Below are 21,595 nucleotides of genomic sequence, written 5' to 3'. Positions count from 1 at the left end.
CCGCCCCTGGGCACCACTTTTTGTCATAACATGCTGATATCCCTCGGTTTCTTTGAGAAACTGCGCGGGCGTAGGACATGGTGCGTCCGTACCAACCTTGCTCGCCTTATGAAGGAGCAACCTGTTGACCGATACCGTTAAGAAAGTCAGCATCACGCTGGATTACGAGGTACAAAACCTCGACACTCTGTTTCAAGCCGCCAAGAATGCCTTGGAGGAACTCAGAGCCAAGACGATTGCTGAGCACGGCGAGAGCGAAGACAGGCGATACGCCCAACCATTGGACCAACTGATCCAGACCGAGCTTCACGATACAGCTACAGGCGTGTTGCAGCCCAGCCTGTGCGTTGAGGTTATTTTGGACAGATTAATATACGACGTTCCTGGCACTCAGCTAGCAGGGATCACATCCGGTCCAATAGCATAAGCGCCAACAAACAGGCACACGAGGGGCGGCTAAATCATAGCGACCCACACTGCCCCTCACACCAATTTCCGCATCCATTTCGCAAGAACCTCAAGGGGGTAACCCCTTCCGTAGGCATGTCCAACGCCATCAGTTTGCCACCCCCCGAGCTGATCTACGATGTCTGAAGGGCACTCAACGGCGCGGAGACGGTCTCTTAGTGAGTGGCGGAAACTATGCATGGTACACCCAGTCGGCACCATCGGCTTCAACCACTTATTTAGTGCGGCGCTGGCTGAGTTAGCATTCGTTAGCTGGCCTCTGTTGTACCTTGGGAAGGCGTGAACTTGGCCCGCTGCGTGAAAGTGGATACGCTGAGCGGCCCATAGCGCTTTACCGACAAGGGGGATTTCCCGGGAACTACCAGCCGTTTTGAGGCGTCTCCAGGGGTGCTCTCGGATGATGACTTTCTTACAGTCACCTTCCACCACCAGATCGGTCAAAGCTAGCCCTGTCGCTTCAGCTAAGCGCATACCTGTGTCAGAAACCAACGCCACAAGCCAACGCAAGTCGTCGTCCAGTGAAACGCACTCCGCCTGCACAGTGTCGATTACTTCTCCCACTAGCGGCTCACGCTCTTGCACCCCAGCCTGACGGTCGAAGTATACCCCGCTGAAAGGGTTGTTGAACGACACCCCTGCCTCGCTTGCTGCGAAGTTAGTGACGGACCGGACGGTGCCGAAGATGCGGGTGATACTGCTCCCCGACAGCCCGCGCTTGATCAGCGCATCCCGGAAGGCATTGGCGTCCTTCTTCGTATAGCCGCGAAGGTCTTTATCTCCCGCGACATCGATCACGTACCCACAGGAACGCTCCGCAGCCCTGTGAAAGGTCACAGGACGCCCATGACCCTTTTGTTTAAGATAGATAGACACGGCCTCAGATAGAAGCACAGCGTCGCCTATCGCCACCTCTGGCGCTGCCTGGGCGGAACTCGAGGTCATCCGCAAGCGGTGCTTACCGGGCAGCTCCGCATCCTTGCAACGGAGGTAGTACCAGTATTCGTCGAGTTGGTCAGCCGCCCGCCTAGCCCGAGTTGTAGCGACCTGCGCAGACCTCGTTCTCAAAGAATATGAAATTTTCCGTGTGTCGTAATGCCTCAAGAGGTCCGTTGGGACACGTCTCTCGAAATAGAAGATGCCGTTCTTTGTGAACGAGAAAGGCACCAAATTGTCATACACCATGTCCTACGCCCGCGCAGTTTCTCAAAGAAACCGAGGGATATCAGCATGTTATGACAAAAAGTGGTGCCCAGGGGCGGAATCGAACCACCGACACGAGGATTTTCAATCCACTGCTCTACCCCTGAGCTACCCGGGCACCGGAGACCACCGTAGTGGTCGGGTGTGCGGGTTCTAGGAGTTTGCGGCGGGGGTGTCCAGAGGGTTTTGCCATGTTTGGCAAAGGTTTTTTCGGAAAGTTCTAATGCGGCTTGTCGGGGGCGTTCAAAGCGGCCTCGGTGGCTTCGATTGCGGCCTCGATATCCTCGGGGTCGCGGCTGGGGGTCGCGTAGCTGCCGTTCAGCCACTTGGCCAGATCCACGTCAGCGCAGCGCCCGGAACAGAAGGGGCGATACTTGGGAGAGCTTTCACGGTCGCAGATCGGGCAGGTCACTTCAGAACCTCAGCCAAAGGCATACGGGCGCGTTTGCGTTGCAGTTCGTAGTGGCCCAAAGGGGTCCAGCCGACCAGCGTCGTTTCCACGTCATCGGCGCGGAAGGCCTGGCGCAACGCGGTCTCGAACGGGCGGCGATCTTTTTTGGGCATGGGTGCAAGGTCAAGCGTGATCTGCCCGCCCAACCCGCGCAGACGCAGAGCACGGGGCAAGGCGCGGGCACAGGCCATATTCGCTTTGATCCCGGCAGCAAGGGACACGTCCGCACCGGTGTTCACATCAACGGCCACCAACGCACGGGTGGGCTCCACAAACAGAAAGGCACCGCCGTCAAGCGCGACACGCGGCTGCGAGAGGCTGTCGACAGTGTCCAACACGCCATGGGTTTCAAAACCACCGGGGTCGGTCACGACGTCGGCGGGCTCGACCCAGTCGCGCCAAGCCAGAATATGCGGACCATCGCCTTCGGACAGGACCTCCATGTCGGTGGATGGGTCGTCCAATACCTTGTCCGCCAGCGCCAGCATCGCGTCGATATCATCGGCGATGTCATCGGCATCCGCGCCAGCGCAAGAGGACCGGAGAATCAGGCCATGTGCGGCCCCGTCGGACGCTTCATGCGCAATTTCGAGCAGCCGGTCGCGTTCTTCCTCGTCGCGGATACTGCGCGAGATATTGGTGCCGGGTGCGCCCGGCGTCACGATAACATAGCGGCTTTTGAACAGCAGCTTCTGGGTGACGGGAACGGCCTTGCCGGGTTCAGCATAGCCGGAGACCTGCACGAGAATGGGTTGCCCCGGTGCGAGCCCCTTGATCTGGCGCAGAAACGCAGAGCCGTCGGGCGTTTTCAAAAACATCCCCCCCTGCCCCTTGACCGGACGATCCGCGATGGCGCGGTAGATCGTGCCGGGGCGCGGGCCGTCGCTGTCGATCAGAAGGTCATCCAGCTTGCCGTCCACGATCAGCGCGGCGGCTTCGATGTCGCCAAAATGGTCCAGAACGATCGTACGGCCCTTCATGAGGTCTCTCCTGCGAAAACATATCCTGCAGCACGCAGCAGGTTTGCGGTTTCGGCCAGTGGCAGGCCGACAATGCCGGTGAATGATCCGCTGATCCACGGGATAAGGGCTCCTGCCGGGCCCTGAATACCATAGCCGCCGGCTTTGCCCTGCCAGTCACCGGTTGCCAGATAGGCCGTGATCTCGGCGTCTGACAGTCGTTTCATGCGGACGGTGCTGACCACATCGCGCTGCCACAGCTTGTCGCCGCGCTTGACCGCGACGGCCGTGATGACCTTGTGGCGACGCCCCGACATGAGGCGCAGGAAACGGATCGTCTCTGCTTCATCCGCAGGCTTGCCCAGGATTCGCCGCCCCACTGCGACGGTGGTATCGGCACACAGCACGATATCATCGGCCCCCGCCTGCACGGCGGCGGCTTTTTCACGGGCCATACGCGCACAATAGGGGCGCGGCAGTTCGGCGGTATGGGGGGTTTCATCGATATCGGGCGCGCGAATATCGTCAGGCACAACGCCGATTTGCGCCAGCAATTCCTTGCGGCGCGGACTTCCTGATCCGAGGATAAAACTCATATGCGATCCTAGATCGCTGCCCGAAAACCACTAGGTGATTCTCGGAAAAGCGTATTATTTAAAGCGGTAATTGATCCGGCCTTTGCTCAGATCATAGGGGGTCATTTCCACCTGTACCTTATCGCCAGCCAGAACACGGATGCGGTTCTTGCGCATCTTTCCTGCCGTATGTGCGATGATCTCATGGCCGTTTTCAAGCTCGACCCGGAACGTCGCGTTCGGCAGAAGTTCTTTCACGATACCGGGGAATTCGAGCGTGTCTTCCTTGGCCATGGTCTCTCCTTGAACACTTTGCCCTGCAATTTCAGGACGCAGGCTTAAATGGGCGCAATTTTCCCTTTTTTCAAGGGGTATTCACATCAAAGGCACGTTTATGGCCGTTGCGTCACGCCCGAACTGATCCTCCCAGTGGTTTCGGTTCAAAACCACCCCGTCCGCACGCACGCGGCTGATCTGGGTGATATCGACCTCGGCGAAGGTCCAGCCGGGCACGTTGATCTCGGCGGCGGCAAGGACTCCGGTGGATGGAAAGCCCACATCCGGCGGGCAGAAGATGCCGCCCGCCCCGTAAGATGTGCCAAGCGCCTCTGACCAATCCGCAGGGCCGATGCAGGATGACATGGCCGTAACGCATTGATTTTCCAGTGCCCGCGCCATGGATCCGATGCGGACACGCCAGTAGCCTGCCAGCGCCTCGGTCACGCTCGGCACGGCGATGATATCGCAATCGGCAAGAGCACGGCCCAGCAGGGGAAACTCGCTGTCATAGCAGATGAGGATGCTGATCTTGCCCAATGTGGTCTCGAAGATGCGCAGAGGCTCCCCGCCGACCACGCCCCAGACCTCACGTTCGAATCGGGTCATGATCTGCTTGTCCTGCACCCCGACTTGACCTGAAGGGGTGATCAGACGTGCGCGGTTCACCGGACGAGCGGCGGCAGGCGTCACCGCGGGCCCCGATGCCGCAACGATATGCACACCATATTCCGCCGCCAGCTTTTGATGCGCCGCATCCGCATCCGCCAACCGGTCAGAGACCGCAAACAGCGACGCCTCAAGATTGCCCGCCACGTCAAGGCCAGCGAGCGTCGCAAGCTCCATCGCGCCGTATTCGGGGAAAACCAACAGCTCTGCCCCGCTGGCGGCCGCCGTTGCGACCCAGCCTGCAAGCTTGTCTTCATATTGCGCCCAGCTGGTCAGGACATCCAGCGGGTATGCGGCGGTTGCGATTTTCATGAGGCCTCCGGTGCGTGATTTCCCTTATGGTGCGCCGCGCGCGGCCAAGCTTCAAGTACCACCACCCCACCCCAGGGCTCATTTCACTTTTGTGAAACTATGGGCGCATGATCCGCGACAAGCTTGCCAATTTATCGGGCATGCTTCACAAAATTGGAAAGAACGAAGGGGGCGAGCACCATGATCAAAAAGGGCATCACCCTGCGCGGTATAGAGGTATTCGAGGCTTTGGCCAGCCGTGGTTCGGTCGCACAGGCCGCCGCGCTGACAGGGTTAAGCCAACCCGCCGTGAGCCAGCAGATCAGCAACCTAGAAGCAGCCATGGGCACCGCCCTGATCGACCATAGCACACGCCCCATGCGTCTGACCGCGGCGGGCGAAAGCTTTCTGCGGCACAGTGGCGCGGCGCTGACCCATATCCGGCTCGCGCAATCCGAGCTGACGGTCATGGATCTTGCCAATCTCAGCGACCTGAGCCTTGGCGTGATCGACGACTTTGACAACGATGTCACGCCGCGTCTGGCGACCCTACTGGCCGATAGTATGGCAGGCTGTCGCTTTCGCATGGTGACCGACGGCAGCAAGGGGCTGATCCAGTCGGTGCAGGACAAATCGCTTCATGTCGCCATTGCGGCCACCAGTGGGGATGCAAAAAGCGGGCTGATCGAGATTCCGCTGGCCCGCGATCCCTTTGTGATCGTCACCCCGGCCAGCTTTGACGGCGACAGCGCTGCGCTGATGACGGGGCGATCCGCCCTGCCCTTTGTTAAATACGCGGCAGACCAGTTGATCGCCGACCAGATCACCAACCACCTGACGCGCAGCAATATCACCCTGCCTTCGCAATTCGAGATCGGCAGCCATCTCGCCCTGATGGCGATGGTGGCACGGGGTATCGGCTGGGCCATCACGACGCCCTTCGGCTATTGCCGCGCAGAGCGGTTTCACCGGCAGCTAGCGGTACACCCGCTCCCCACGCCCGGATTAACGCGACAGATCTCGCTGTTTGCGGGGGCAGACTGGACGGGGCCGGTGCCCCAGAATATTGCCGACACGATGCGGCAACTGCTTCGGACCCACATGATCGCGCCAACGGTGGCGCAGTTGCCGTGGCTTTCTTCCAGCTTCGAGGCGTTAGAGGGCTGACCGCTTGCGCAAAAGCTGCGCGGCTGGTTCACTTGGCGCGTAAAACAAAGGGGCTGACATGAGCAAGATCGTCATTCTGACCGGCGCGGGCATTTCTGCGGAAAGCGGCATTGATACCTTCCGCGCCGAAGACGGGCTTTGGGCGCAGCACCGGGTCGAGGACGTCGCCACTCCCGAAGGCTTTGCCCGCGACCCGCAACTGGTGGTCGATTTCTATAACGGTCGCCGCAAACAGGCGGCAGAGGTATCGCCGAACGCCGCGCATCAAGCGCTGGCCAGACTGCAGGCGAATTATGCCGGACAGGTGGTGATTGTGACGCAGAATGTCGATGATCTGCACGAACAGGGCGGCGCGCGGGTGATCCATATGCACGGCGCGCTGAATTCGGCGCTCTGCGCTGCCTGCGACCACCGTTGGTCCGCACCTATGGTCATGGCTGTCGGTGATCCCTGCCCCGCCTGCAATGCCCCAGCCGCGCGGCCCGACATCGTTTGGTTCGGCGAAATGCCCTATGACATGGACGAGATTTTTGACCATCTGGCCGAGGCCGATATCTTTGCAGCCATCGGCACCTCTGGCAACGTCTACCCCGCCGCCGGTTTCGTGGCAGAGGCGCGGCGCAATGGGGCCCATACGGTAGAGCTGAACCTCGAACGTTCTGCCGTGGGGAACCAGTTCGCCGAACACCGCACCGGTCCGGCGACACGTGTGGTCACCGATTGGGTGGAGCAACTCTTGGCCACCCCACCCCAGCAGCGGCCCGCGCTTTAGCACAGATCGGGCCGCTACCATTCATGGGGGCGAAAGGGCTCAGTCTTTTGGCATCTCGTGACCGGTGTGATCCATATCACCGTGGTCATGCTTCATCTTGCCGTGGTTCGGCTTGCGATCCTGATCGACCATCACCTCGATCTCGACCGCACCGGCCTTTTCGAACTCAAGTGTGACGGGCACCATCGCGCCCTGCTCCAGCGGGCCTTTCAGGCCCATGAACATCAGGTGGTCGCCGCCACGTTTAAAGGCGTGCATTTCATCCGCCGCAATGGCCACGCCGCCTTCGATCTCGCCCATCCGCATGACGCCATTGTCGTCAGAGGTGTGGGAATGCAATTCGACCTTGTCGGCCACGTCAGAGGACGCCCCGATCAAACGGTCATCCGCGCCAGAGTGGTTCATCACCACCATAAACGCCGCACCGGAGGTGGATTTCGCGGTCGAGCTGCGGATGTAGGCGTCATCCACCATGATGCCTTCGGCAGCGAGAGGGGCGGAAAAAAGAAACAATGCGCAGACAGCGCGGGTCAGCAAAGCAGGTGTCATTGGTATATCCTGTCGTCATATTCAAAGTGTCTGTGAAGGGTGTGGGTCAGACAGCGACAGGCGGGGCCCTTGGGTCGTGGCGCGTTTTACGTCGTGGCACATCGGCAGTCAGGACATGCACCGCCGGCGCGACAAAGGTCACGATCCGCATCGGTGCGGCCGCCAGAACCACCGTGCCTGCCATTGCAACGTTAAGCGCCGAATCGGGGCAGATATGCGGGGCCGAGGTCGGCTTGCCCTGCACATCCACATAAATCGCCACAGGGCCCGCACCGGTGCACAACACCATCTGCCCCGTCGCCGCAGAGGCCCCACGCGCGACCGCCATGCTTTGACCCGTGAGGGCCAGCATCAACGCCAGAACCAAAGCTGAAAGGGAACGCAGGATCATGGGCCGCACCCTAGACGAAGCGCTTGAAAAAGCACCAGCCCAAAACGACGCAGCCCCGGCCAAAGGCCAGGGCTACAACATCGTAACGATTGGAAAGTCTTACGACAGCGCTTCGGCTGTGGCGCTGGACTTTGCAATTGCTTTCTTAACTTTCAACGCGTTGACGGACAGTTCAGTGTCCTTTGCCTTCGCCATGAACTTGTCCAAGCCACCGCGGTGGTCAACAGTGCGCAAAGCAGCTGCCGAGATGCGGAACTTGAAACCGCGGCCCAGTGCTTCGGACTGCAGGGTGACATCGTTCAGGTTTGGCAAGAACCGACGACGTGTACGGTTCTTGGCGTGGCTTACGTTGTTGCCCGTCATCGGGCCTTTTCCGGTCAATTCGCAAACGCGCGACATGGGTCTATCCTTTTGCTGCGGGGCATTTCCGGCGATCCGGTGCAATACCCATATGGGCCGCGCTACGGCAAACCCTGAAATTGGTTTGCTGGCTTTAGGCGGAATCGCGAGCGGGGTCAACCCAAGCCTGCGCGGCAACACACGCTTTTCCTTTTGCATCCGTCGAAAAGATTTGTCATCTGTCGCATATGAATATTCATTCCCGTGCCCTTCTTGTCCATCTGTTCACTGCGACGGGTGCGATTTTCGCCATGCTGGCCATGCTTGCTGCCGCCGACGAACGCTGGGATATGATGTTTCTCTGGCTGGTTGTCGCCTTCTTTGTCGACGGGATCGACGGACCGCTGGCGCGTAAATACGACGTAAAGACCAACGCGCCGGAATTCGACGGCGTGCTGCTTGATCTGATCATCGATTATCTCACCTATGTGTTTATTCCGGCCTTTGCGCTATTCCATTCCGGCCTCATGGACGGGTGGAGCGGTTGGGTCATGATCATCATCGTCACCTTCGCCAGCGCCATGTATTTCTGCGACACACGCATGAAAACCAAGGATAACTCCTTCTGGGGCTTCCCCGGATGCTGGAACATGCTGGTGCTGGTGCTCTTTGCCCTGTCGCCGCCATGGTGGGTGTCGCTGGTGCTTGTCACGGTCTTGGCCGTTACCATGTTCGCCCCGCTGAAATTCGTGCATCCCGTCCGGACAGAGCGTTGGCGCATGGTCACCCTGCCCATGGCATTGGGCTGGACGTTCTTTGCCGGCTGGGCCGCGTGGGTCGATTTTCACCCGCAAAGCTGGGCCCATTGGGGCCTGATCATCACCAGCGTCTATCTGATGTTTGCCGGTGTCGCGCAGCAGTATCTTTACGACCGCAACGCCTGATAGAGGCGCGCAGGGCCAAGGCAGCGGCACGAAACCTCTAAACTAGATAAGCAGTCCCGCCGCCCCTTCGTGGCGTAGCAGGGCGACCTTGGTCTCTACCCCGCCAGCACCCGAGTATCCGGTCAGCCCCTTGGCCCCCATCACACGGTGGCACGGCACAATGACCGGGACAGGATTCTGCCCGCAGGCCTGCCCCACCACTTGCGCCGGGATCGCCAGTTTGGTCGCGATGTCACCGTAGGTCACTGTATCGCCAAAGGGGATCGCCGACATCTCGGCGCAGACCGCTTGCAACGTGGCACTTCCGCCAATGCGCAGTGGCAGAGTGAACTGTGTCAGCCGCCCCGCATCATAGGCACGCAGCTGCGCCTCGGCCTCATCCAGCAGCGCGCTTTTGTCTTGGTGTAGGGTATCCTGCCCCCAATGCAGGTGGGTAATCGCGCCCGCATCCTCGGTCACGACCAAGGTGCCAAAGCGCGTGGGGATGCTGCGCCGCTTCACCCGAGTTTCCGGATCAAGCGGCGCGGCGTCATCTTAGGACACAGCCTCGTCACACCGGGCGCAGACGCCCGCGTGATCATGGGTGCCGACATCCGGCAGTACTTTCCAGCAGCGTGCGCATTTCTCGCCCGAAGCTTTCTCGAACACCACGGCAACGCCGTCGGTCTCTGGCAAACGGAACGCCTCTGCCGGGGCGTCATCGCCGGTGATGGCGATCTGCGAGGTGATGCACACGTCTTCGAACGCAACGCTTTCAAGCGCCGCTCGCTGAGCGTCATCGGCAACAAACACCATAGGTGCGGCTTCAAGCGAGGCCCCGATGACCTTCTCGACCCGCTGCACTTCCAAAGCCGAGGTCACAACCCGCCGCGCGGCACGCACCTTGGCCCATTTCGCCGCCAGATCGGCATCCAGCCACGCCTTGGGCGTTTCAGGGATATCCGTCAGGTGAACCGAGCTTTCGTCGCCGGGGAACCGTTCAAGCCAGACTTCTTCCATGGTGAACACCAGCACAGGGGCCAGCCATGTCGTCAGACGGTGGAACAGGATATCCAGCACCGTGCGCGCAGCACGGCGGCGCAGCGTGTCGCCGTCGCAATACAGCGCATCCTTACGCACGTCGAAATAGAACGCGGACAGATCAACTGTGGCAAAGGTGAACACCGCCTGGAACACGCCTTGGAAGTCGTAGCGCGCATAGCCTTCGCGCACGATCTGATCCAGCTCTGCCACACGGTGCAGCACCCAGCGTTCAAGCTCTGGCATATCTGCAAGCTCTGTCCGGTCGGCATCGGTAAAGTCCGACAGCGCGCCCAGCATATAGCGCATGGTGTTGCGCAGACGGCGGTAGCTGTCGGCGGTGCCTTTCAGGATTTCCGGCCCGATCCGCTGGTCCGCGGTATAATCGGTCTGCGCCACCCACAGACGCAGGATATCCGCGCCATATTGCTGCACGACTTTTTCGGGAACGATGGTGTTGCCGATGGATTTGGACATCTTCATGCCCTTCTCATCCAGCGTGAACCCATGCGTCACCACGTTACGATAAGGCGCGCGGCCCGTGGTGCCCACGGATTGCAGCAGCGACGAATGGAACCAACCCCGGTGTTGGTCGGTGCCTTCCATATATACGTCTGCGATACCGCCTTCCGAGCCATCCTCGCGGTCGCGCAGAACGAAGGCATGGGTCGAACCGGAATCGAACCACACGTCCAGAATGTCGAATACTTGGGTATAGTCGTCGGGGTTCACGATGCCGCCAAGGAACCGCTCTTTCGCGCCATCTTCGTACCAGATATCCGCACCGTCAGCCTCGAACGCCTCGACAATGCGCTGGTTGACCTCTGGGTTACGCAGCAAGAAGTCTTCATCCGTTGGCAGCGCGCCATTCTTGGTAAAGCAGGTCAGCGGCACACCCCAGGCCCGTTGACGCGACAGCACCCAGTCGGGGCGTGCTTCCATCATCGAGTGCAGACGGTTGCGGCCCTTTTTGGGCACCCAGTTGACGTTGTCGATCTCGGTCAGGGCGCGTTCACGGATGGTCTTGCCGAATGTGTCCTGCCCGTCACCAACGGGCCGGTCGATCGCGGCGAACCACTGCGGCGTGTTGCGGTAGATGACCGGAGCCTTGGAGCGCCAGGAATGCGGATAGCTGTGCTTGATCTTGCCGCGCGCCAGCAGCCCGCCGACCTCGACCAGCTTGTTGATAACGGCCGTGTTGGCGTCGCCTTCCTTGCCGTTGGGTTTGAGGATCTTCTTGCCGCCAAAGAACGGCAGATCGGCGCGGAAAGACCCGTCTTCGACCACGTTATAGGTGATCACCTGATCCAGCATCCCCAGACCGCGGTAAAGTTCATATTCCTCAAGACCATGCGACGGCGCACAATGGACAAAGCCCGTGCCTTCGGTGTCGGTCACGAAATCAGCGGCGCGGAAGTCGCGCAGATCTTCCCATTCGCCATTGCTGCCTTCGGCCCCCGCCAGCGGGTGCTGCAGCTTGATCTTTGCCAGCTCGTCCTGCGTCACATCCCGCAAACGGCGCACCATGGTGTCATCCAGACGCGCACGCCCGAACACATCCATCGCCATGCTGTCCGACAGCAGATAGCGATCACCGATGGTGACCCAGGATTCCTCGGGGCGGCCGGTGACTTCGTACAGACCGTAAGAGATATCCTCGCCATAGACGACGGCCTTGTTGGACGGCATGGTCCAGGGCGTCGTGGTCCAGATCACGACGTGAGCGCCGTCAAGGCTGGCGTCATCCGTGCCAACAACCTTGAACTTCACCCAGATCGTAAAGCTTTCCTTGTCGTGGTATTCGACCTCGGCCTCGGCCAGCGCAGTCTTTTCAACCGGCGACCACATCACGGGTTTGGAGCCTTGATAGAGCGTGCCGTTCATCAGGAACTTCATGAACTCTTCGGCGATCACACGTTCCGCGTGGAAATCCATCGTCAGATAGGGATCGGCCCAGTTGCCGGTGATGCCCAGACGTTTGAATTCGTCACGCTGCACATCGACCCAGCCGGCGGCGAACTTGCGGCATTCGGCGCGGAAATCGTTGATCGGCACATCGTCCTTGTCGCGGCCCTTCTGGCGGTACTGCTCTTCGATCTTCCATTCGATGGGCAGACCGTGGCAATCCCAACCGGGGATATAGCGCGCGTCAAAGCCCATCATCTGGTGCGACCGCACGATCATGTCCTTGATCGTCTTGTTCAACGCGTGGCCGATATGCAGGTTGCCATTCGCATAGGGGGGGCCGTCGTGCAGCGTAAAGGGCTTGCGCCCCTTCTTTTCGCGCAGGCGGTCATAGACGCCGATCTTTTCCCACCGCTCCAGCCATTCGGGTTCGCGTTTGGGCAGGCCCGCGCGCATCGGGAAATCGGTTTTTGGCAGGTTCAGCGTGGATTTATAATCAAGCGTTTCGGGGGTGTCGGCGCACATGGCGGGCGTCCTTTGGCAACGGTATTTCGGAATGGTGAATGTTCGGATGCGGTGCGAAAAACTCAAGCACCTCTGCCCGGCGTCTCGTCAATCAGAGCGCCGGGAAAATAATTCGAATAATGATCGCGGAGTTCCGGGTCATATGCAGCCTTATAGGCCGCAGCAGATCGACCGACAAGCCCCCTCGCCCCGGCATCTAGCTGCCTTTGGAAAACAGCCCCGACAGCGCGCGTTTGATGATGCTGCGCACCTTGGGGCGGCGGGGTTCAGAGAACGGCATGGGGCGACAAACCTCCATCGCGGCGACCCCAACGCGGGCGGTCAACGCACCGTTCACCAGCCCTTCGCCAAAGCGGCGTGACAGTTTCGCCAGCATCGTTCCGCCAAGGATCGGCTCCAGCATGTCGTCGCCCACTGCCACAGCCCCTGTCGCCACCAGATGCGACAGCACCACCCGCGTCAGACGCCACGAGCCAAAGAAGCCCGAGCGCCCGCCGTATATCTCGGCCACGCGACGGATCATGCGCAGGTTGCTGGTCATCGCCGCGACCACATCGGCCAGCGCCAGGGGCACCAGCGCCGTCACCGTCGCGACCTGACGGGCCGCCGCCTCGACCTCGCGGCTGGCAGCAATGTCGAGAGGGCCCAACAGCTCTGCCTCGGTCAGGGCCAGCAAGGTCTGCGCATCCAACTGATCGCCGCGCAGCTCTGCCAGACGGTCGCGCCCCCAGCGGGTATCCTCGCGGCCCTGATACAGGCCGACCAACCGGTCCGTCACAGCCCGCGCCGCAGTCAGATCATTCTGCGCCAGCGCCTCGCCCACATCGTGATGCAAGCCGTCAAGCCGCGCCAAACGGCTAAACGCCGCCAATTCGCGCAGACAGAGCAACACCAGTACCAGCAGCACCGCACCAATAAGCACCGTCATCGCCAGCCCCAACAGCGGATAGCTCGCCAGCAGCCCCATGATAAAGTTCCACGCGGCAATGGACACCAGCGCGCCGACCAGCGTGGTCAGCAGCCACCAGAACAGGCGCACCAGCTTTGACGGCTTGCGCGCGGCCAGCCGTGCCGCGATCTGCATCGCCTGCCCTTGCGGCGCGGGCGCACCTACGTCGGGCACCGGCGGCGCATCCGATACCGAAGGCCGCGCGGTTGTGTCTTCTTCAAGATCAAATAGCACCGGACCCTTGGCCATCACGCCGCCCCTTTCATCCATTCAAACCGTACATCGGGCAGCCCGAAATCATTGCCTGCCCCGTCGCTGCGCGCCACCTCTATAAAGCCCGCGGCACGGTAGAACCGCGACGCACGCAGGTTCGCCTCGAAACTCCACAGCGCGAGCCGATCGCTTTGCGCCTTGGCCCCGTTCAGCAAACGCTGCGCGATGCCTTTGCCTTGGGCCTTGGGGTGCAGATACAGCCCGTGAATCTCGGCCGCACGCCGTGCCAGAAAGCCCACAACATGCCCGTCGGTCCGCGCCACCTGCACCCAGCCCACGTCGATCATGTCACCCAGGGTGCCGATCTCTTCTGCGCGGCTGTGGGCCTGAGGCAGCCAATCGTGATCTGCATTGGCACAGGCCATCACCTCTGACAGGCGACCGGCATCGAGCACCCGCGCGGGTGCGATGGTCACATCATCACCGGTCACAGACGATCCCCGATCAGGAATTCCGCCGCGCGGTCCAGACGGATATGCGGTGGCCCGTCACCGGGGCGCAGGTTCAGCCGAGCAGGCGCGAAACGCATGATCTGATAATCCTGATCCAGCCATTTTTCCGCCCCCGCCCGCGCCGGGCTTAGAAGATGTGCCGGGTCTTTGGGCAGTTCACCGGGATAGAACGCGGCCTCTTTGCCGGTATCCAGCAGGCTGCCGCGCACGACCTCCAGGGTTTCGCCGTTGTGCGTCATTGTGGCTTCGGTGGTAGCACGCAAAGACGCCAGCGACATAGCCGATGTCTGAGCCCCCGCAAAGCGCGCGCGATCGCGGGCATCCCGTGTCAGCGCCTCCATAATCGCGGTGAGGCTGGCGTGCTGACTGTGGTGCAAATGGTCGGCCTTGGTCGCGGCAAAGAGGATTTTCTCGACCCGTTTGCCGCGCAAAAGCTGCGTCAGAAATCCATTGCGTCCGGGTTTGAAGCTGCCAAGGATATCGCTCATGGCAGCGCGCAGATCCTCGACCGCACGGGGGCCCTGATTGATCGCGCCAAGCGCATCCACCAGCACGACCTGCCGGTCGATCCGCGCAAAGTGATCGCGAAAGAACGGTTTGACCACCTGCCGCTTATACGCCTCGAACCGCCGCGCCATCTCGCGTAGCAGCGACCCGCGCGGCCCCTCGCCGCCCGGCAGGGGCGCAAAGGTCAGCACCGGCGATCCGGCCAGATCACCGGGCAGCAGGAACCGCCCCGGTGTGCAGTCGGAATAGCCATTCGCACGTGCCGTTTGCAGATACTCGGCAAAGCTGGCGGCCAGCGCTTGGGCCACGGGTTCGTCCAACGCCGCCTCGGGGTCGGTCGCCTCCACCAGCGCGCGGTAGCCCGCGGCCTCTTCGCGGTTGGCGATCCGCGCCAGCACCTGCGCCGACCACGTGGCATAATCCACATCCATCAGCGCCAGGTCCAGCAGCCATTCGCCTGGGTAGTCCACGATATCCAGATGCACCGTGCGCGGCCCCTGAAACCCCGCAAGCAAGCCGTTTGGCCGCACCCGCAAGGACAAGCGCAGTTCCGATATGGCGCGGGTGCTGTCGGGCCAATGCGGCGTGGGCCCCGTCAGCGCGGCAAGGTGGTTTTCATACTCGAACCGCGGCACGGTATCGTCGGGCTGCGGCTGCAAGAACGCCGCCTCGATCCGCCCTTCGGAGGCAGCAAGCAGCCCCGGCATCCGCCCGCGATCCAGCAGGTTCGCCACAAGCGAGGTGATAAACACGGTCTTGCCGGAGCGCGCCAAACCGGTCACGCCCAGACGGATCACAGGTTCGAAAAACGTCTCGGACACCCCGTCCTGCACATTTTCCACCTGCCGCCAAATGCCATCGGCAATTCTTGAGAGTACCAAAGCCCGTGCCCGCCTTCACCAGTCGTTAAGCTCTAACATAGGCACGCGGGTCAGGGATTGCCAGATGGGCACCCTCAGGGTAAACGCCCGCCATGCAACGCTATGCCCTGAAAATCGAATACCACGGCGCACCTTTTGTCGGCTGGCAACGCCAGATCGACCTTGCGTCGGTCCAAGGCGCGATAGAAGACGCTTTGGCCAAGATCGAACCGCGCGCCCATACCATCGCCGCCGCAGGGCGCACCGACGCCGGTGTCCACGCGCTGGCGCAGGTCGCCCATTGCGATATGGAACGTGACTGGACCCCGTTCCGCCTGTCCGAGGCGATCAACTATCATCTGAAACCACTGCCCATTGCGATCGTCGATTGCGTCGCGGTGGATGATGATTTTCACGCCCGCTTTTCCGCGCTTGAACGCCGGTATCTGTTTCGTGTGCTGGTACGTCGTCCTCCGGCGACACATCAGGCGGGGCTGGTCTGGCAGGTCAAGAAGCCGCTGGACATCGACCGCATGCGCGAGGCCGCGACCCATCTGATCGGCGAGCATGATTTCACCACCTTCCGCTCGACCATCTGTCAGGCGCAAACGCCGGTCAAAACGCTGGACCGCGTGGATATGACAGAGCATCCCGTCGGCGGCGGTGTCGAGGTGCAGTTCGACGTGCGCGCGCGGTCTTTCCTGCACAATCAGGTGCGCAGCATCGTGGGCACGCTTGAACGCGTCGGGGCCGGATCATTCGCGCCCGACGATGTGAAACAGATGCTCGCTGCGCGGGACCGTCAAGCCTGCGGCCCCGTCGCCCCGCCGCAGGGTCTGTATCTGTCGCATGTCACCTACGAGACAGACCCTTTCGCGCACTCGCCCCTGCGCCGCGGTTAAACCAGCGCCCTAGTCGCGCCGGATCGCGTTCCACGTCCCGTGGTGCGCCCCCGCGATATCGCCGCGTTCAAACCCATGCGCGCCGAAAAAATCGCGCTGCGCCTGGATCAAATTCGCGGACCCGCGTGCGGTTCGGATGCTGTCATACCACGCCAGTGACGCGCTTAGCGCGGGCATGGGCACGCCCAGGCTCACCCCGGCAGCGACGGTCTTGCGCAGGCCAGCAAGGTGATCGCCCAACATATCGCGGATGGCGGGGGCGAGGATCAAGGCCCCCTCGGGCAATCCTGCGTGGAACGCATCGGCCAGATCGTCCAGCAAGGCTGACCGGATGATACAGCCCGCACGCCAGATCTCTGCAATGCGGGCCATATCCAGCTGCCAGCCAAATTCGTCAGAGGCGGCAGACAGCACGCGGAACCCCTGCGCGTGACCCAGAATGCGCGCGGCCAGCAGGGCCGATTTCATCTCGTCCTCGGTTGGCAGCGTGCCGCCGGTCACCGCATCCGGCAACAGCGGCGCCGCCGCGACCCGCAAGGCTTTCTCGCTGGACCAGCCACGGGCGCCGACGGCCGCCTCGATCGAGCTGGCCGACTGGCCAAGCTTCAGCGCCTCGATCAGGGTCCAGCGGCCCGTGCCTTTCTGACCCGCCTTATCAAGGATCAGATCCACCATTGGCGTCCCGCTCTCGGCATCCACGGTTTGCAGCGCGGCGGCAGACACCTCGATCAGGTAAGAGCTGAGCGGCCCTTTCTGCCAGCTTTCAAACAGCGCCCCGATCTGCGGTGCCGTTTGCCCACCGGCGTCGCGCAGCAGCCCGTAGACTTCGGCGATCATCTGCATGTCGGCATATTCGATCCCGTTGTGCACGGTCTTGACGAAATGCCCCGCCCCGTCCGGCCCCAGATGATCGACGCAAGGTGCACCCTGAAACTTGGCCGCAATCGCGCTGAGCATGGGGCGCAGCTGGGTCCAGCTGTGATCGGTACCACCCACCATCATCGACGGGCCGTGGCGCGCGCCCTCTTCGCCGCCCGACACGCCCATGCCGACGAAATGCCGCCCCGTACCGTCAAAGGTGGCGGCGCGGCGGCGGGGGTCGTGGAAATCGGCGTTGCCGCCATCAATGATAGTGTCGCCCTCATCCAGCAGCGGCATCACCGCGTCGATCATCGCATCCATCGGTGCGCCCGACGGGATCATGAACAAGATGCTGCGCGGCTGCGCGATACTGTCGACAAAATCCTCAAGCGTCGCGCGCCCCGAGAGCTGACCCGCCAGCGGTCCGGCCTCTTCCAGAAAGGGCGCGATCCAATCGGCTTCTCGGTTGCTGACCGCCACACGGAACCCCTGCTCGGCCAGATTAAGCGCCAGTGCACTGCCCATCGTCCCCAGACCATAAACGCCAATATCTGCGGTCTTTAAATCTGCGGCCATCGCGCTAAATCTCCTATAAGGTCCATCAAACAGTGGGATGCACACCGCCGCTGCACAAGGGTTTGCGGGGGTGAAATTGATTCTCGTCTCTTTTTCAGCTACGATGACCGGATAAAAGCAAGAACAACGAAGTTACAGGTTAACGTTTTAATTATGATACATGAACTCAAACGCGCGTGGGAGGGGATGATCCTCCCCATCTGGCGCCGCCCCAAACGTATTCAGGTCGCCGCATTGTGCTACCGTGAAACTCCTGAAGGTAAAGAAGTCCTGATGATCACCAGCCGTGACACCGGCCGTTGGATCGTGCCGAAAGGCTGGCCGATTGACGGGCTGGACGGGGCCGGTGCCGCCCTGCGCGAAGCATGGGAAGAGGCAGGCGTGTCCAAGGCCGATATCGAAAGCGAGCCGATCGGGTATTATGACTATGACAAGGGTCTGTCCGAAGGGATGACCACGCCGGTCATCGCACAGGTCTACCTGACCCGCGTCCGTCACATCGAGGATGAATACCCCGAGGTTGACATGCGCACCCGCCGCTGGATGCCCCCGAAGGAAGCCGCCGAACTGGTGGCGGAGCCTGATTTGCGCGAAATCCTTCTGAACCTCTAGTCGCCACGCCCCGATAGCCCCCCGTGCGGCCTTGCGAAACCGTTTTCACTGTGCCACGAGCGCATGGTTTTAGAAAATGAGGCAGCAATGACCGACGGACCCAAAGGCCAACAGTGGAAAACACTGGATTCTGACCTGAACCGCATCTCGCGGGTGGAACAGGCCGCGACCTATGTGGCGCGGCCTATGGTCGGATTTGGCATTGCCCTTGCCTTCATCGTATTGGCCGCGCTGGTCGCCGGTCTGTTCTTTGGCGCGCAGCCGTCCAACTATGTGGTGATCGCCGCCGCGGCCTTCGGGGCCTATATGGCGGTGAACATCGGGGCTAATGACGTTGCCAACAATATGGGCCCCGCCGTCGGGGCCAAGGCGCTGAGCATGGGCGGTGCGATCATCATCGCTGCCATTTGCGAAAGTGCCGGTGCCCTTCTGGCTGGCGGCGACGTGGTATCGACCATCTCGAAAGGGATCATCGACCCCGCGTCGGTCGCGGATTCCCAAGTGTTCATCTGGGCGATGATGGCCGCGCTGATCTCGTCGGCACTGTGGGTCAATCTGGCCACATGGGTGGGCGCACCGGTATCGACCACACACTCGGTCGTGGGCGGCGTTATGGGGGCCGGCATCGCGGCTGCGGGGATGGCGGCAGTGAATTGGCCTTCGATGAGTATGATCGCCCTTAGCTGGATCATCTCGCCCGTCTTGGGCGGCGCTGTCGCGGCGATGTTCCTTGCGCTGATCAAGTCGCAAATCCTTTACCAAGACGACAAGATCGCAGCTTCGCGTCGCTGGGTGCCGATCCTGATTGGCGTCATGTCCGGTGTCTTTGCCACCTATCTGGCGCTCAAGGGGCTTAAAAAGATCGTCGAGATCAACATGGGCTCTGCCCTGCTGATCGGTTTGGCCTGTGGCGCTTTGGCCTATGCCATTTCCTACCCCGTCATCCGCCGCGCGTCGGTCGGGATGGAAAACCGCAACAAATCCGTCAAAGTGTTGTTCGGCCTGCCGCTGGTCTTTTCCGCAGCGCTGCTCAGCTTTGCCCATGGGGCCAATGATGTCGCCAACGCGGTTGGGCCCCTTGCCGCGATTGTCCACGCCTCGGAGTTCGGCGGGTTCGAGGCCAAAGTCTCTATCCCTATGTGGGTGATGGTGATTGGGGCCTTCGGCATTTCCTTCGGGCTGTTCCTTTTCGGGCCGAAACTGATCCGCATGGTGGGCAGCCAGATCACCAAGCTGAACCCGATGCGCGCCTATTGTGTCGCCCTCTCTGCGGCGATCACCGTGATCATCGCCTCGTGGCTGGGCCTGCCCGTCAGCTCTACCCATATCGCTGTGGGGGGCGTTTTTGGCGTAGGCTTCTACCGCGAATGGCATATGGAGCGCCGCCTGCGTCGCCCCGGTGCCAAAGCCGGTCAGGTCAAACGCATCGCTGTAGAGGAACGCCGCCGCCGAAAACTCGTGCGCCGGTCGCACTTCATGACCATCGTCGCGGCCTGGGTCATCACTGTCCCTGCGGCAGCAACCATGTCAGCGATGATCTTTCTGGGGCTGAACGCGCTGGTCAACTAAGCGCTGTGGCGCATGGCCTTGCCGCCTAGCGAAGGTCCGAGGGGTCCATATCGGGCAACCCCGGACCGCGCGCCTGCGCCTCTTTCACCAGATCAGAGACCCGCTGACACAGCGGCGTGGCGACGCCTTCCTGCGTCCCCATCGCGATGATCCGCCCCTGAAGCGCGTCGATCTCGGTCGGTTTACCCGCTTCCAGGTCATAGGACATCGAGGTCCGCGCCATCGGGTCAATCGTCAGCATCTTGGCCGCGACACGCGTGAACAGCGACGTCGGCAGGCGCAGCACCCAAGGGATCAACTGTGCGGGCAGTGGCGTAGAGGATGCAGGGTGGATGCCATGAGCCTTCAGCACGGCAAGCGCCTCGGCCATCTGGGCGGCCATCACGCGCCGCCAGCGCCGGTCAAGCAGTTGTTGCTGCAAGGTCAGCCCTGACAGGGCGTTCAGCGCGTTGTTCAGGTTCAGCAACAGCTTGCCCCATTGAACGCCGATGATCGCCCCCGTCCCCGTAACCTGCAATCCCGGCACCGACAGATAGCCCGCCAGTGGCATCCGGCCCGTCTCGACGAAGATATCCCCGCTGGTCGCGCGGTGATACCGCCCGTCGCCATGGGGGACGACGTTGAAAGGCACCATGCCCCCGCGTACATCATGCAGCGGCAAGGCCTCGCGCAGGATCTCGGCCGCGTCGAGGCCGTTTTGCAGGCTGACAATGGTCGACAGCGCCGGCGTGTGCTGCGCCACCAGCCGTGCGATGTCGGCGGTGTCGTCGGTCTTGACCGTGACCAGCACGATCCCCGCCTCGGCAAGACAGGCAGGGTCCTGAGACAGGGTCAAGCTTGCGGCAGGCACCTGTTGGTCGAGCCCGTCAAAACCCGTCAGCCGTAGGCCATGCTTGCGGATCTGCTCTGCCACGCGGGGGCGGACCAACAGCGTGACATCGCGACCGTGGGCGGCAAGCATGCCACCCACAAAGCAGCCGATCGCCCCCGCACCCGCGACAACGATGGGCCGCCGGTCGCTCATTTCCCCAAGCACCAGCGCATGACCGACTTTTGCGCGTGCAGCCGGTTTTCAGCCTCGTCAAAAATGACCGAGCTTGGGCCGTCCATAACGGAGCTTGTCACCTCGTCGTCGCGGTGCGCGGGCAAACAGTGCATAAACAGCGCGTCGGGTTTTGCCTTGGCCATCAGCGCGTCATTCACCTGATAGCCGCGCAGCTGGTTGTGCCGACGTTCGCGCGCCGATTGCGGATCATGCATCGACACCCATGTGTCTGTCACGACCAGATCCGCGCCCTCTACCGCTTTGTTCGGGTCACGCTCGGTTGTGTAAAGGCCATTCAGCGCGGCCTCGGGGTCCAGTGTCTGCGGGCCAGTGAACACAAGTTCGAAATCAAACGCCTTGGCCGCATGCGCGAAGCTGGCGAAGACGTTGTTGCCGTCACCGGACCAGACCACCTTTTTGCCCTTGATCGGGCCGCTGTGCTCTTCAAAGGTCATGATATCGGCCATGATCTGGCAGGGGTGGGTGCG

At 61.6% G+C, this 21,595-nt stretch carries 23 protein-coding genes, 1 tRNA gene and 1 pseudogene; 7 read left to right on the top strand and 18 right to left on the bottom strand.

The genetic code is table 11. The annotated features are described in order from the left end of the window. The first annotated feature begins 124 nt into the window (after positions 1-124). On the top strand, positions 125-427 hold the full coding sequence (locus tag B3849_RS03275) for a hypothetical protein (protein WP_286779810.1): 303 nt from the start codon (positions 125-127) through the stop codon (positions 425-427). Positions 428-483: 56 nt separating this feature from the next. On the opposite strand, the gene B3849_RS03270 is transcribed toward B3849_RS03275, so the two are convergent. The 7 genes from B3849_RS03270 to B3849_RS03240 all read right to left on the bottom strand — a co-directional run bounded on the left by B3849_RS03270 (position 484) and on the right by B3849_RS03240 (position 4,910). Beyond that, entirely contained in the window at positions 484-1,650 is a 1,167-nt protein-coding gene (locus B3849_RS03270) for a DUF6538 domain-containing protein (RefSeq protein ID WP_340237372.1), read from the bottom strand. Positions 1,651-1,711: 61 nt separating this feature from the next. After that, a tRNA-Phe gene (locus tag B3849_RS03265) sits at positions 1,712-1,786 on the bottom strand. Positions 1,787-1,888: 102 nt separating this feature from the next. After that, a complete protein-coding gene (locus B3849_RS03260) occupies positions 1,889-2,080 on the bottom strand; it encodes a DNA gyrase inhibitor YacG (protein WP_005851742.1) in 192 nt (63 codons plus the stop codon). Next, positions 2,077-3,099, bottom strand: a complete 1,023-nt coding sequence (locus B3849_RS03255; RefSeq protein ID WP_278425783.1) for a ribonuclease E/G — start codon at positions 3,097-3,099, stop codon at positions 2,077-2,079. Before B3849_RS03255 ends, B3849_RS03260 begins: the two co-directional genes overlap by 4 nt. Beyond that, on the bottom strand, positions 3,096-3,674 hold the full coding sequence (locus tag B3849_RS03250) for a Maf family protein (RefSeq protein ID WP_074635797.1): 579 nt from the start codon (positions 3,672-3,674) through the stop codon (positions 3,096-3,098). The genes B3849_RS03255 and B3849_RS03250 overlap by 4 nt, the downstream gene beginning before the upstream one ends. Positions 3,675-3,728: 54 nt before the next feature. Then, positions 3,729-3,947 (bottom strand): translation initiation factor IF-1, encoded by a 219-nt coding sequence (gene infA, locus B3849_RS03245; RefSeq protein WP_005851736.1) that lies wholly within the window; start codon positions 3,945-3,947, stop codon positions 3,729-3,731. A gap of 81 nt (positions 3,948-4,028) precedes the next feature. Next, the gene (locus B3849_RS03240; RefSeq protein ID WP_278375982.1) at positions 4,029-4,910 is read right to left on the bottom strand and encodes a carbon-nitrogen hydrolase family protein; all 882 of its coding nucleotides are present in this window, start codon (positions 4,908-4,910) and stop codon (positions 4,029-4,031) included. Between the two features lie 180 nt (positions 4,911-5,090). On the opposite strand from B3849_RS03240, the gene B3849_RS03235 reads away from it, so the two are divergent. Then, a complete protein-coding gene (locus tag B3849_RS03235; protein WP_278425784.1) occupies positions 5,091-6,056 on the top strand; it encodes a LysR family transcriptional regulator in 966 nt (321 codons plus the stop codon). 58 nt (positions 6,057-6,114) lie between these two features. Continuing rightward, positions 6,115-6,828 carry an NAD-dependent deacylase gene (locus B3849_RS03230; RefSeq protein WP_278425785.1) on the top strand — a complete coding sequence of 238 codons (714 nt, stop codon included), beginning with the start codon at positions 6,115-6,117 and terminating at the stop codon, positions 6,826-6,828. Positions 6,829-6,867: 39 nt separating this feature from the next. On the opposite strand, the gene B3849_RS03225 is transcribed toward B3849_RS03230, so the two are convergent. From B3849_RS03225 to rpmB, 3 genes are all read right to left on the bottom strand, one after another. Next, positions 6,868-7,377 (bottom strand): copper chaperone PCu(A)C, encoded by a 510-nt coding sequence (locus B3849_RS03225; RefSeq protein ID WP_278375979.1) that lies wholly within the window; start codon positions 7,375-7,377, stop codon positions 6,868-6,870. A gap of 46 nt (positions 7,378-7,423) precedes the next feature. Further along, the gene (locus tag B3849_RS03220) at positions 7,424-7,768 is read right to left on the bottom strand and encodes a hypothetical protein (RefSeq protein WP_278425786.1); all 345 of its coding nucleotides are present in this window, start codon (positions 7,766-7,768) and stop codon (positions 7,424-7,426) included. Positions 7,769-7,867: 99 nt separating this feature from the next. Then, positions 7,868-8,167 (bottom strand): 50S ribosomal protein L28, encoded by a 300-nt coding sequence (gene rpmB, locus B3849_RS03215; protein WP_005851725.1) that lies wholly within the window; start codon positions 8,165-8,167, stop codon positions 7,868-7,870. Between the two features lie 188 nt (positions 8,168-8,355). Between rpmB and B3849_RS03210 the strand changes: the two genes are divergently transcribed. After that, positions 8,356-9,051 carry a CDP-alcohol phosphatidyltransferase family protein gene (locus B3849_RS03210; RefSeq protein ID WP_278425787.1) on the top strand — a complete coding sequence of 232 codons (696 nt, stop codon included), beginning with the start codon at positions 8,356-8,358 and terminating at the stop codon, positions 9,049-9,051. Positions 9,052-9,093: 42 nt separating this feature from the next. Here the strand turns inward: B3849_RS03210 and B3849_RS03205 are convergent, their stop codons facing one another. From B3849_RS03205 to B3849_RS03185, 5 genes are all read right to left on the bottom strand, one after another. After that, positions 9,094-9,552 (bottom strand): methylated-DNA--[protein]-cysteine S-methyltransferase, encoded by a 459-nt coding sequence (locus B3849_RS03205; protein WP_074635804.1) that lies wholly within the window; start codon positions 9,550-9,552, stop codon positions 9,094-9,096. Between the two features lie 33 nt (positions 9,553-9,585). Then, the gene (gene ileS, locus B3849_RS03200; protein WP_286779809.1) at positions 9,586-12,501 is read right to left on the bottom strand and encodes an isoleucine--tRNA ligase; all 2,916 of its coding nucleotides are present in this window, start codon (positions 12,499-12,501) and stop codon (positions 9,586-9,588) included. 196 nt (positions 12,502-12,697) lie between these two features. Then, a complete protein-coding gene (locus B3849_RS03195) occupies positions 12,698-13,699 on the bottom strand; it encodes a YcjF family protein (protein ID WP_278425790.1) in 1,002 nt (333 codons plus the stop codon). Continuing rightward, positions 13,699-14,154: a GNAT family N-acetyltransferase gene (locus B3849_RS03190; RefSeq protein ID WP_074635809.1), complete on the bottom strand. Its 456-nt coding sequence runs from the start codon at positions 14,152-14,154 to the stop codon at positions 13,699-13,701. Before B3849_RS03190 ends, B3849_RS03195 begins: the two co-directional genes overlap by 1 nt. Then, entirely contained in the window at positions 14,151-15,563 is a 1,413-nt protein-coding gene (locus B3849_RS03185; RefSeq protein WP_037943366.1) for a YcjX family protein, read from the bottom strand. Before B3849_RS03185 ends, B3849_RS03190 begins: the two co-directional genes overlap by 4 nt. A 92-nt stretch (positions 15,564-15,655) precedes the next feature. On the opposite strand from B3849_RS03185, the gene truA reads away from it, so the two are divergent. Continuing rightward, on the top strand, positions 15,656-16,444 hold the full coding sequence (truA, locus tag B3849_RS03180; protein ID WP_278425791.1) for a tRNA pseudouridine(38-40) synthase TruA: 789 nt from the start codon (positions 15,656-15,658) through the stop codon (positions 16,442-16,444). A gap of 9 nt (positions 16,445-16,453) precedes the next feature. Here the strand turns inward: truA and gndA are convergent, their stop codons facing one another. After that, a complete protein-coding gene (gene gndA / locus B3849_RS03175; RefSeq protein ID WP_286779808.1) occupies positions 16,454-17,881 on the bottom strand; it encodes an NADP-dependent phosphogluconate dehydrogenase in 1,428 nt (475 codons plus the stop codon). Between the two features lie 153 nt (positions 17,882-18,034). Here gndA and B3849_RS03170 point away from each other — a divergent pair, with 153 nt between their 5' ends. After that, the gene (locus B3849_RS03170) at positions 18,035-18,493 is read left to right on the top strand and encodes an NUDIX hydrolase (RefSeq protein WP_005851707.1); all 459 of its coding nucleotides are present in this window, start codon (positions 18,035-18,037) and stop codon (positions 18,491-18,493) included. 87 nt (positions 18,494-18,580) lie between these two features. After that, positions 18,581-20,062 carry an inorganic phosphate transporter gene (locus B3849_RS03165; protein WP_278425793.1) on the top strand — a complete coding sequence of 494 codons (1,482 nt, stop codon included), beginning with the start codon at positions 18,581-18,583 and terminating at the stop codon, positions 20,060-20,062. Between the two features lie 25 nt (positions 20,063-20,087). On the opposite strand, the gene B3849_RS03160 is transcribed toward B3849_RS03165, so the two are convergent. Together B3849_RS03160 and B3849_RS03155 are read right to left on the bottom strand one after the other, a co-directional pair. Further along, complete coding sequence (locus tag B3849_RS03160) at positions 20,088-21,086, bottom strand: 2-dehydropantoate 2-reductase (protein ID WP_278425794.1); 999 nt, start codon at positions 21,084-21,086, stop codon at positions 20,088-20,090. Then, positions 21,083-21,595: pseudogene (locus tag B3849_RS03155) on the bottom strand (ornithine carbamoyltransferase); the annotation flags it as partial. The gene B3849_RS03160 and the pseudogene B3849_RS03155, both read right to left, overlap by 4 nt.

Source organism: Sulfitobacter sp. UBA4523 (assembly GCF_002388305.1).
GTDB lineage: Bacteria > Pseudomonadota > Alphaproteobacteria > Rhodobacterales > Rhodobacteraceae > Sulfitobacter > Sulfitobacter pontiacus.
The sequence above is the reverse complement of the archived record's forward strand: the minus strand, read 5'-3'. Positions and strand labels throughout refer to the sequence as shown.

What these genes read in the sequence shown, in the direction of transcription:
- B3849_RS03270 (WP_340237372.1), bottom strand. Translation starts at nt 1,650, where the DNA reads ATGGTGTATGACAATTTGGTGCCTTTCTCGTTCACAAAGAACGGCATC.
- B3849_RS03255 (WP_278425783.1), bottom strand. Translation starts at nt 3,099, where the DNA reads ATGAAGGGCCGTACGATCGTTCTGGACCATTTTGGCGACATCGAAGCC.
- B3849_RS03250 (WP_074635797.1), bottom strand. Translation starts at nt 3,674, where the DNA reads ATGAGTTTTATCCTCGGATCAGGAAGTCCGCGCCGCAAGGAATTGCTG.
- infA (WP_005851736.1), bottom strand. Translation starts at nt 3,947, where the DNA reads ATGGCCAAGGAAGACACGCTCGAATTCCCCGGTATCGTGAAAGAACTT.
- B3849_RS03240 (WP_278375982.1), bottom strand. Translation starts at nt 4,910, where the DNA reads ATGAAAATCGCAACCGCCGCATACCCGCTGGATGTCCTGACCAGCTGG.
- B3849_RS03235 (WP_278425784.1), top strand. Translation starts at nt 5,091, where the DNA reads ATGATCAAAAAGGGCATCACCCTGCGCGGTATAGAGGTATTCGAGGCT.
- B3849_RS03230 (WP_278425785.1), top strand. Translation starts at nt 6,115, where the DNA reads ATGAGCAAGATCGTCATTCTGACCGGCGCGGGCATTTCTGCGGAAAGC.
- B3849_RS03225 (WP_278375979.1), bottom strand. Translation starts at nt 7,377, where the DNA reads ATGACACCTGCTTTGCTGACCCGCGCTGTCTGCGCATTGTTTCTTTTT.
- B3849_RS03220 (WP_278425786.1), bottom strand. Translation starts at nt 7,768, where the DNA reads ATGATCCTGCGTTCCCTTTCAGCTTTGGTTCTGGCGTTGATGCTGGCC.
- rpmB (WP_005851725.1), bottom strand. Translation starts at nt 8,167, where the DNA reads ATGTCGCGCGTTTGCGAATTGACCGGAAAAGGCCCGATGACGGGCAAC.
- B3849_RS03210 (WP_278425787.1), top strand. Translation starts at nt 8,356, where the DNA reads ATGAATATTCATTCCCGTGCCCTTCTTGTCCATCTGTTCACTGCGACG.
- ileS (WP_286779809.1), bottom strand. Translation starts at nt 12,501, where the DNA reads ATGTGCGCCGACACCCCCGAAACGCTTGATTATAAATCCACGCTGAAC.
- B3849_RS03195 (WP_278425790.1), bottom strand. Translation starts at nt 13,699, where the DNA reads ATGGCCAAGGGTCCGGTGCTATTTGATCTTGAAGAAGACACAACCGCG.
- truA (WP_278425791.1), top strand. Translation starts at nt 15,656, where the DNA reads ATGCAACGCTATGCCCTGAAAATCGAATACCACGGCGCACCTTTTGTC.
- gndA (WP_286779808.1), bottom strand. Translation starts at nt 17,881, where the DNA reads ATGGCCGCAGATTTAAAGACCGCAGATATTGGCGTTTATGGTCTGGGG.
- B3849_RS03170 (WP_005851707.1), top strand. Translation starts at nt 18,035, where the DNA reads ATGATACATGAACTCAAACGCGCGTGGGAGGGGATGATCCTCCCCATC.
- B3849_RS03165 (WP_278425793.1), top strand. Translation starts at nt 18,581, where the DNA reads ATGACCGACGGACCCAAAGGCCAACAGTGGAAAACACTGGATTCTGAC.
- B3849_RS03160 (WP_278425794.1), bottom strand. Translation starts at nt 21,086, where the DNA reads ATGAGCGACCGGCGGCCCATCGTTGTCGCGGGTGCGGGGGCGATCGGC.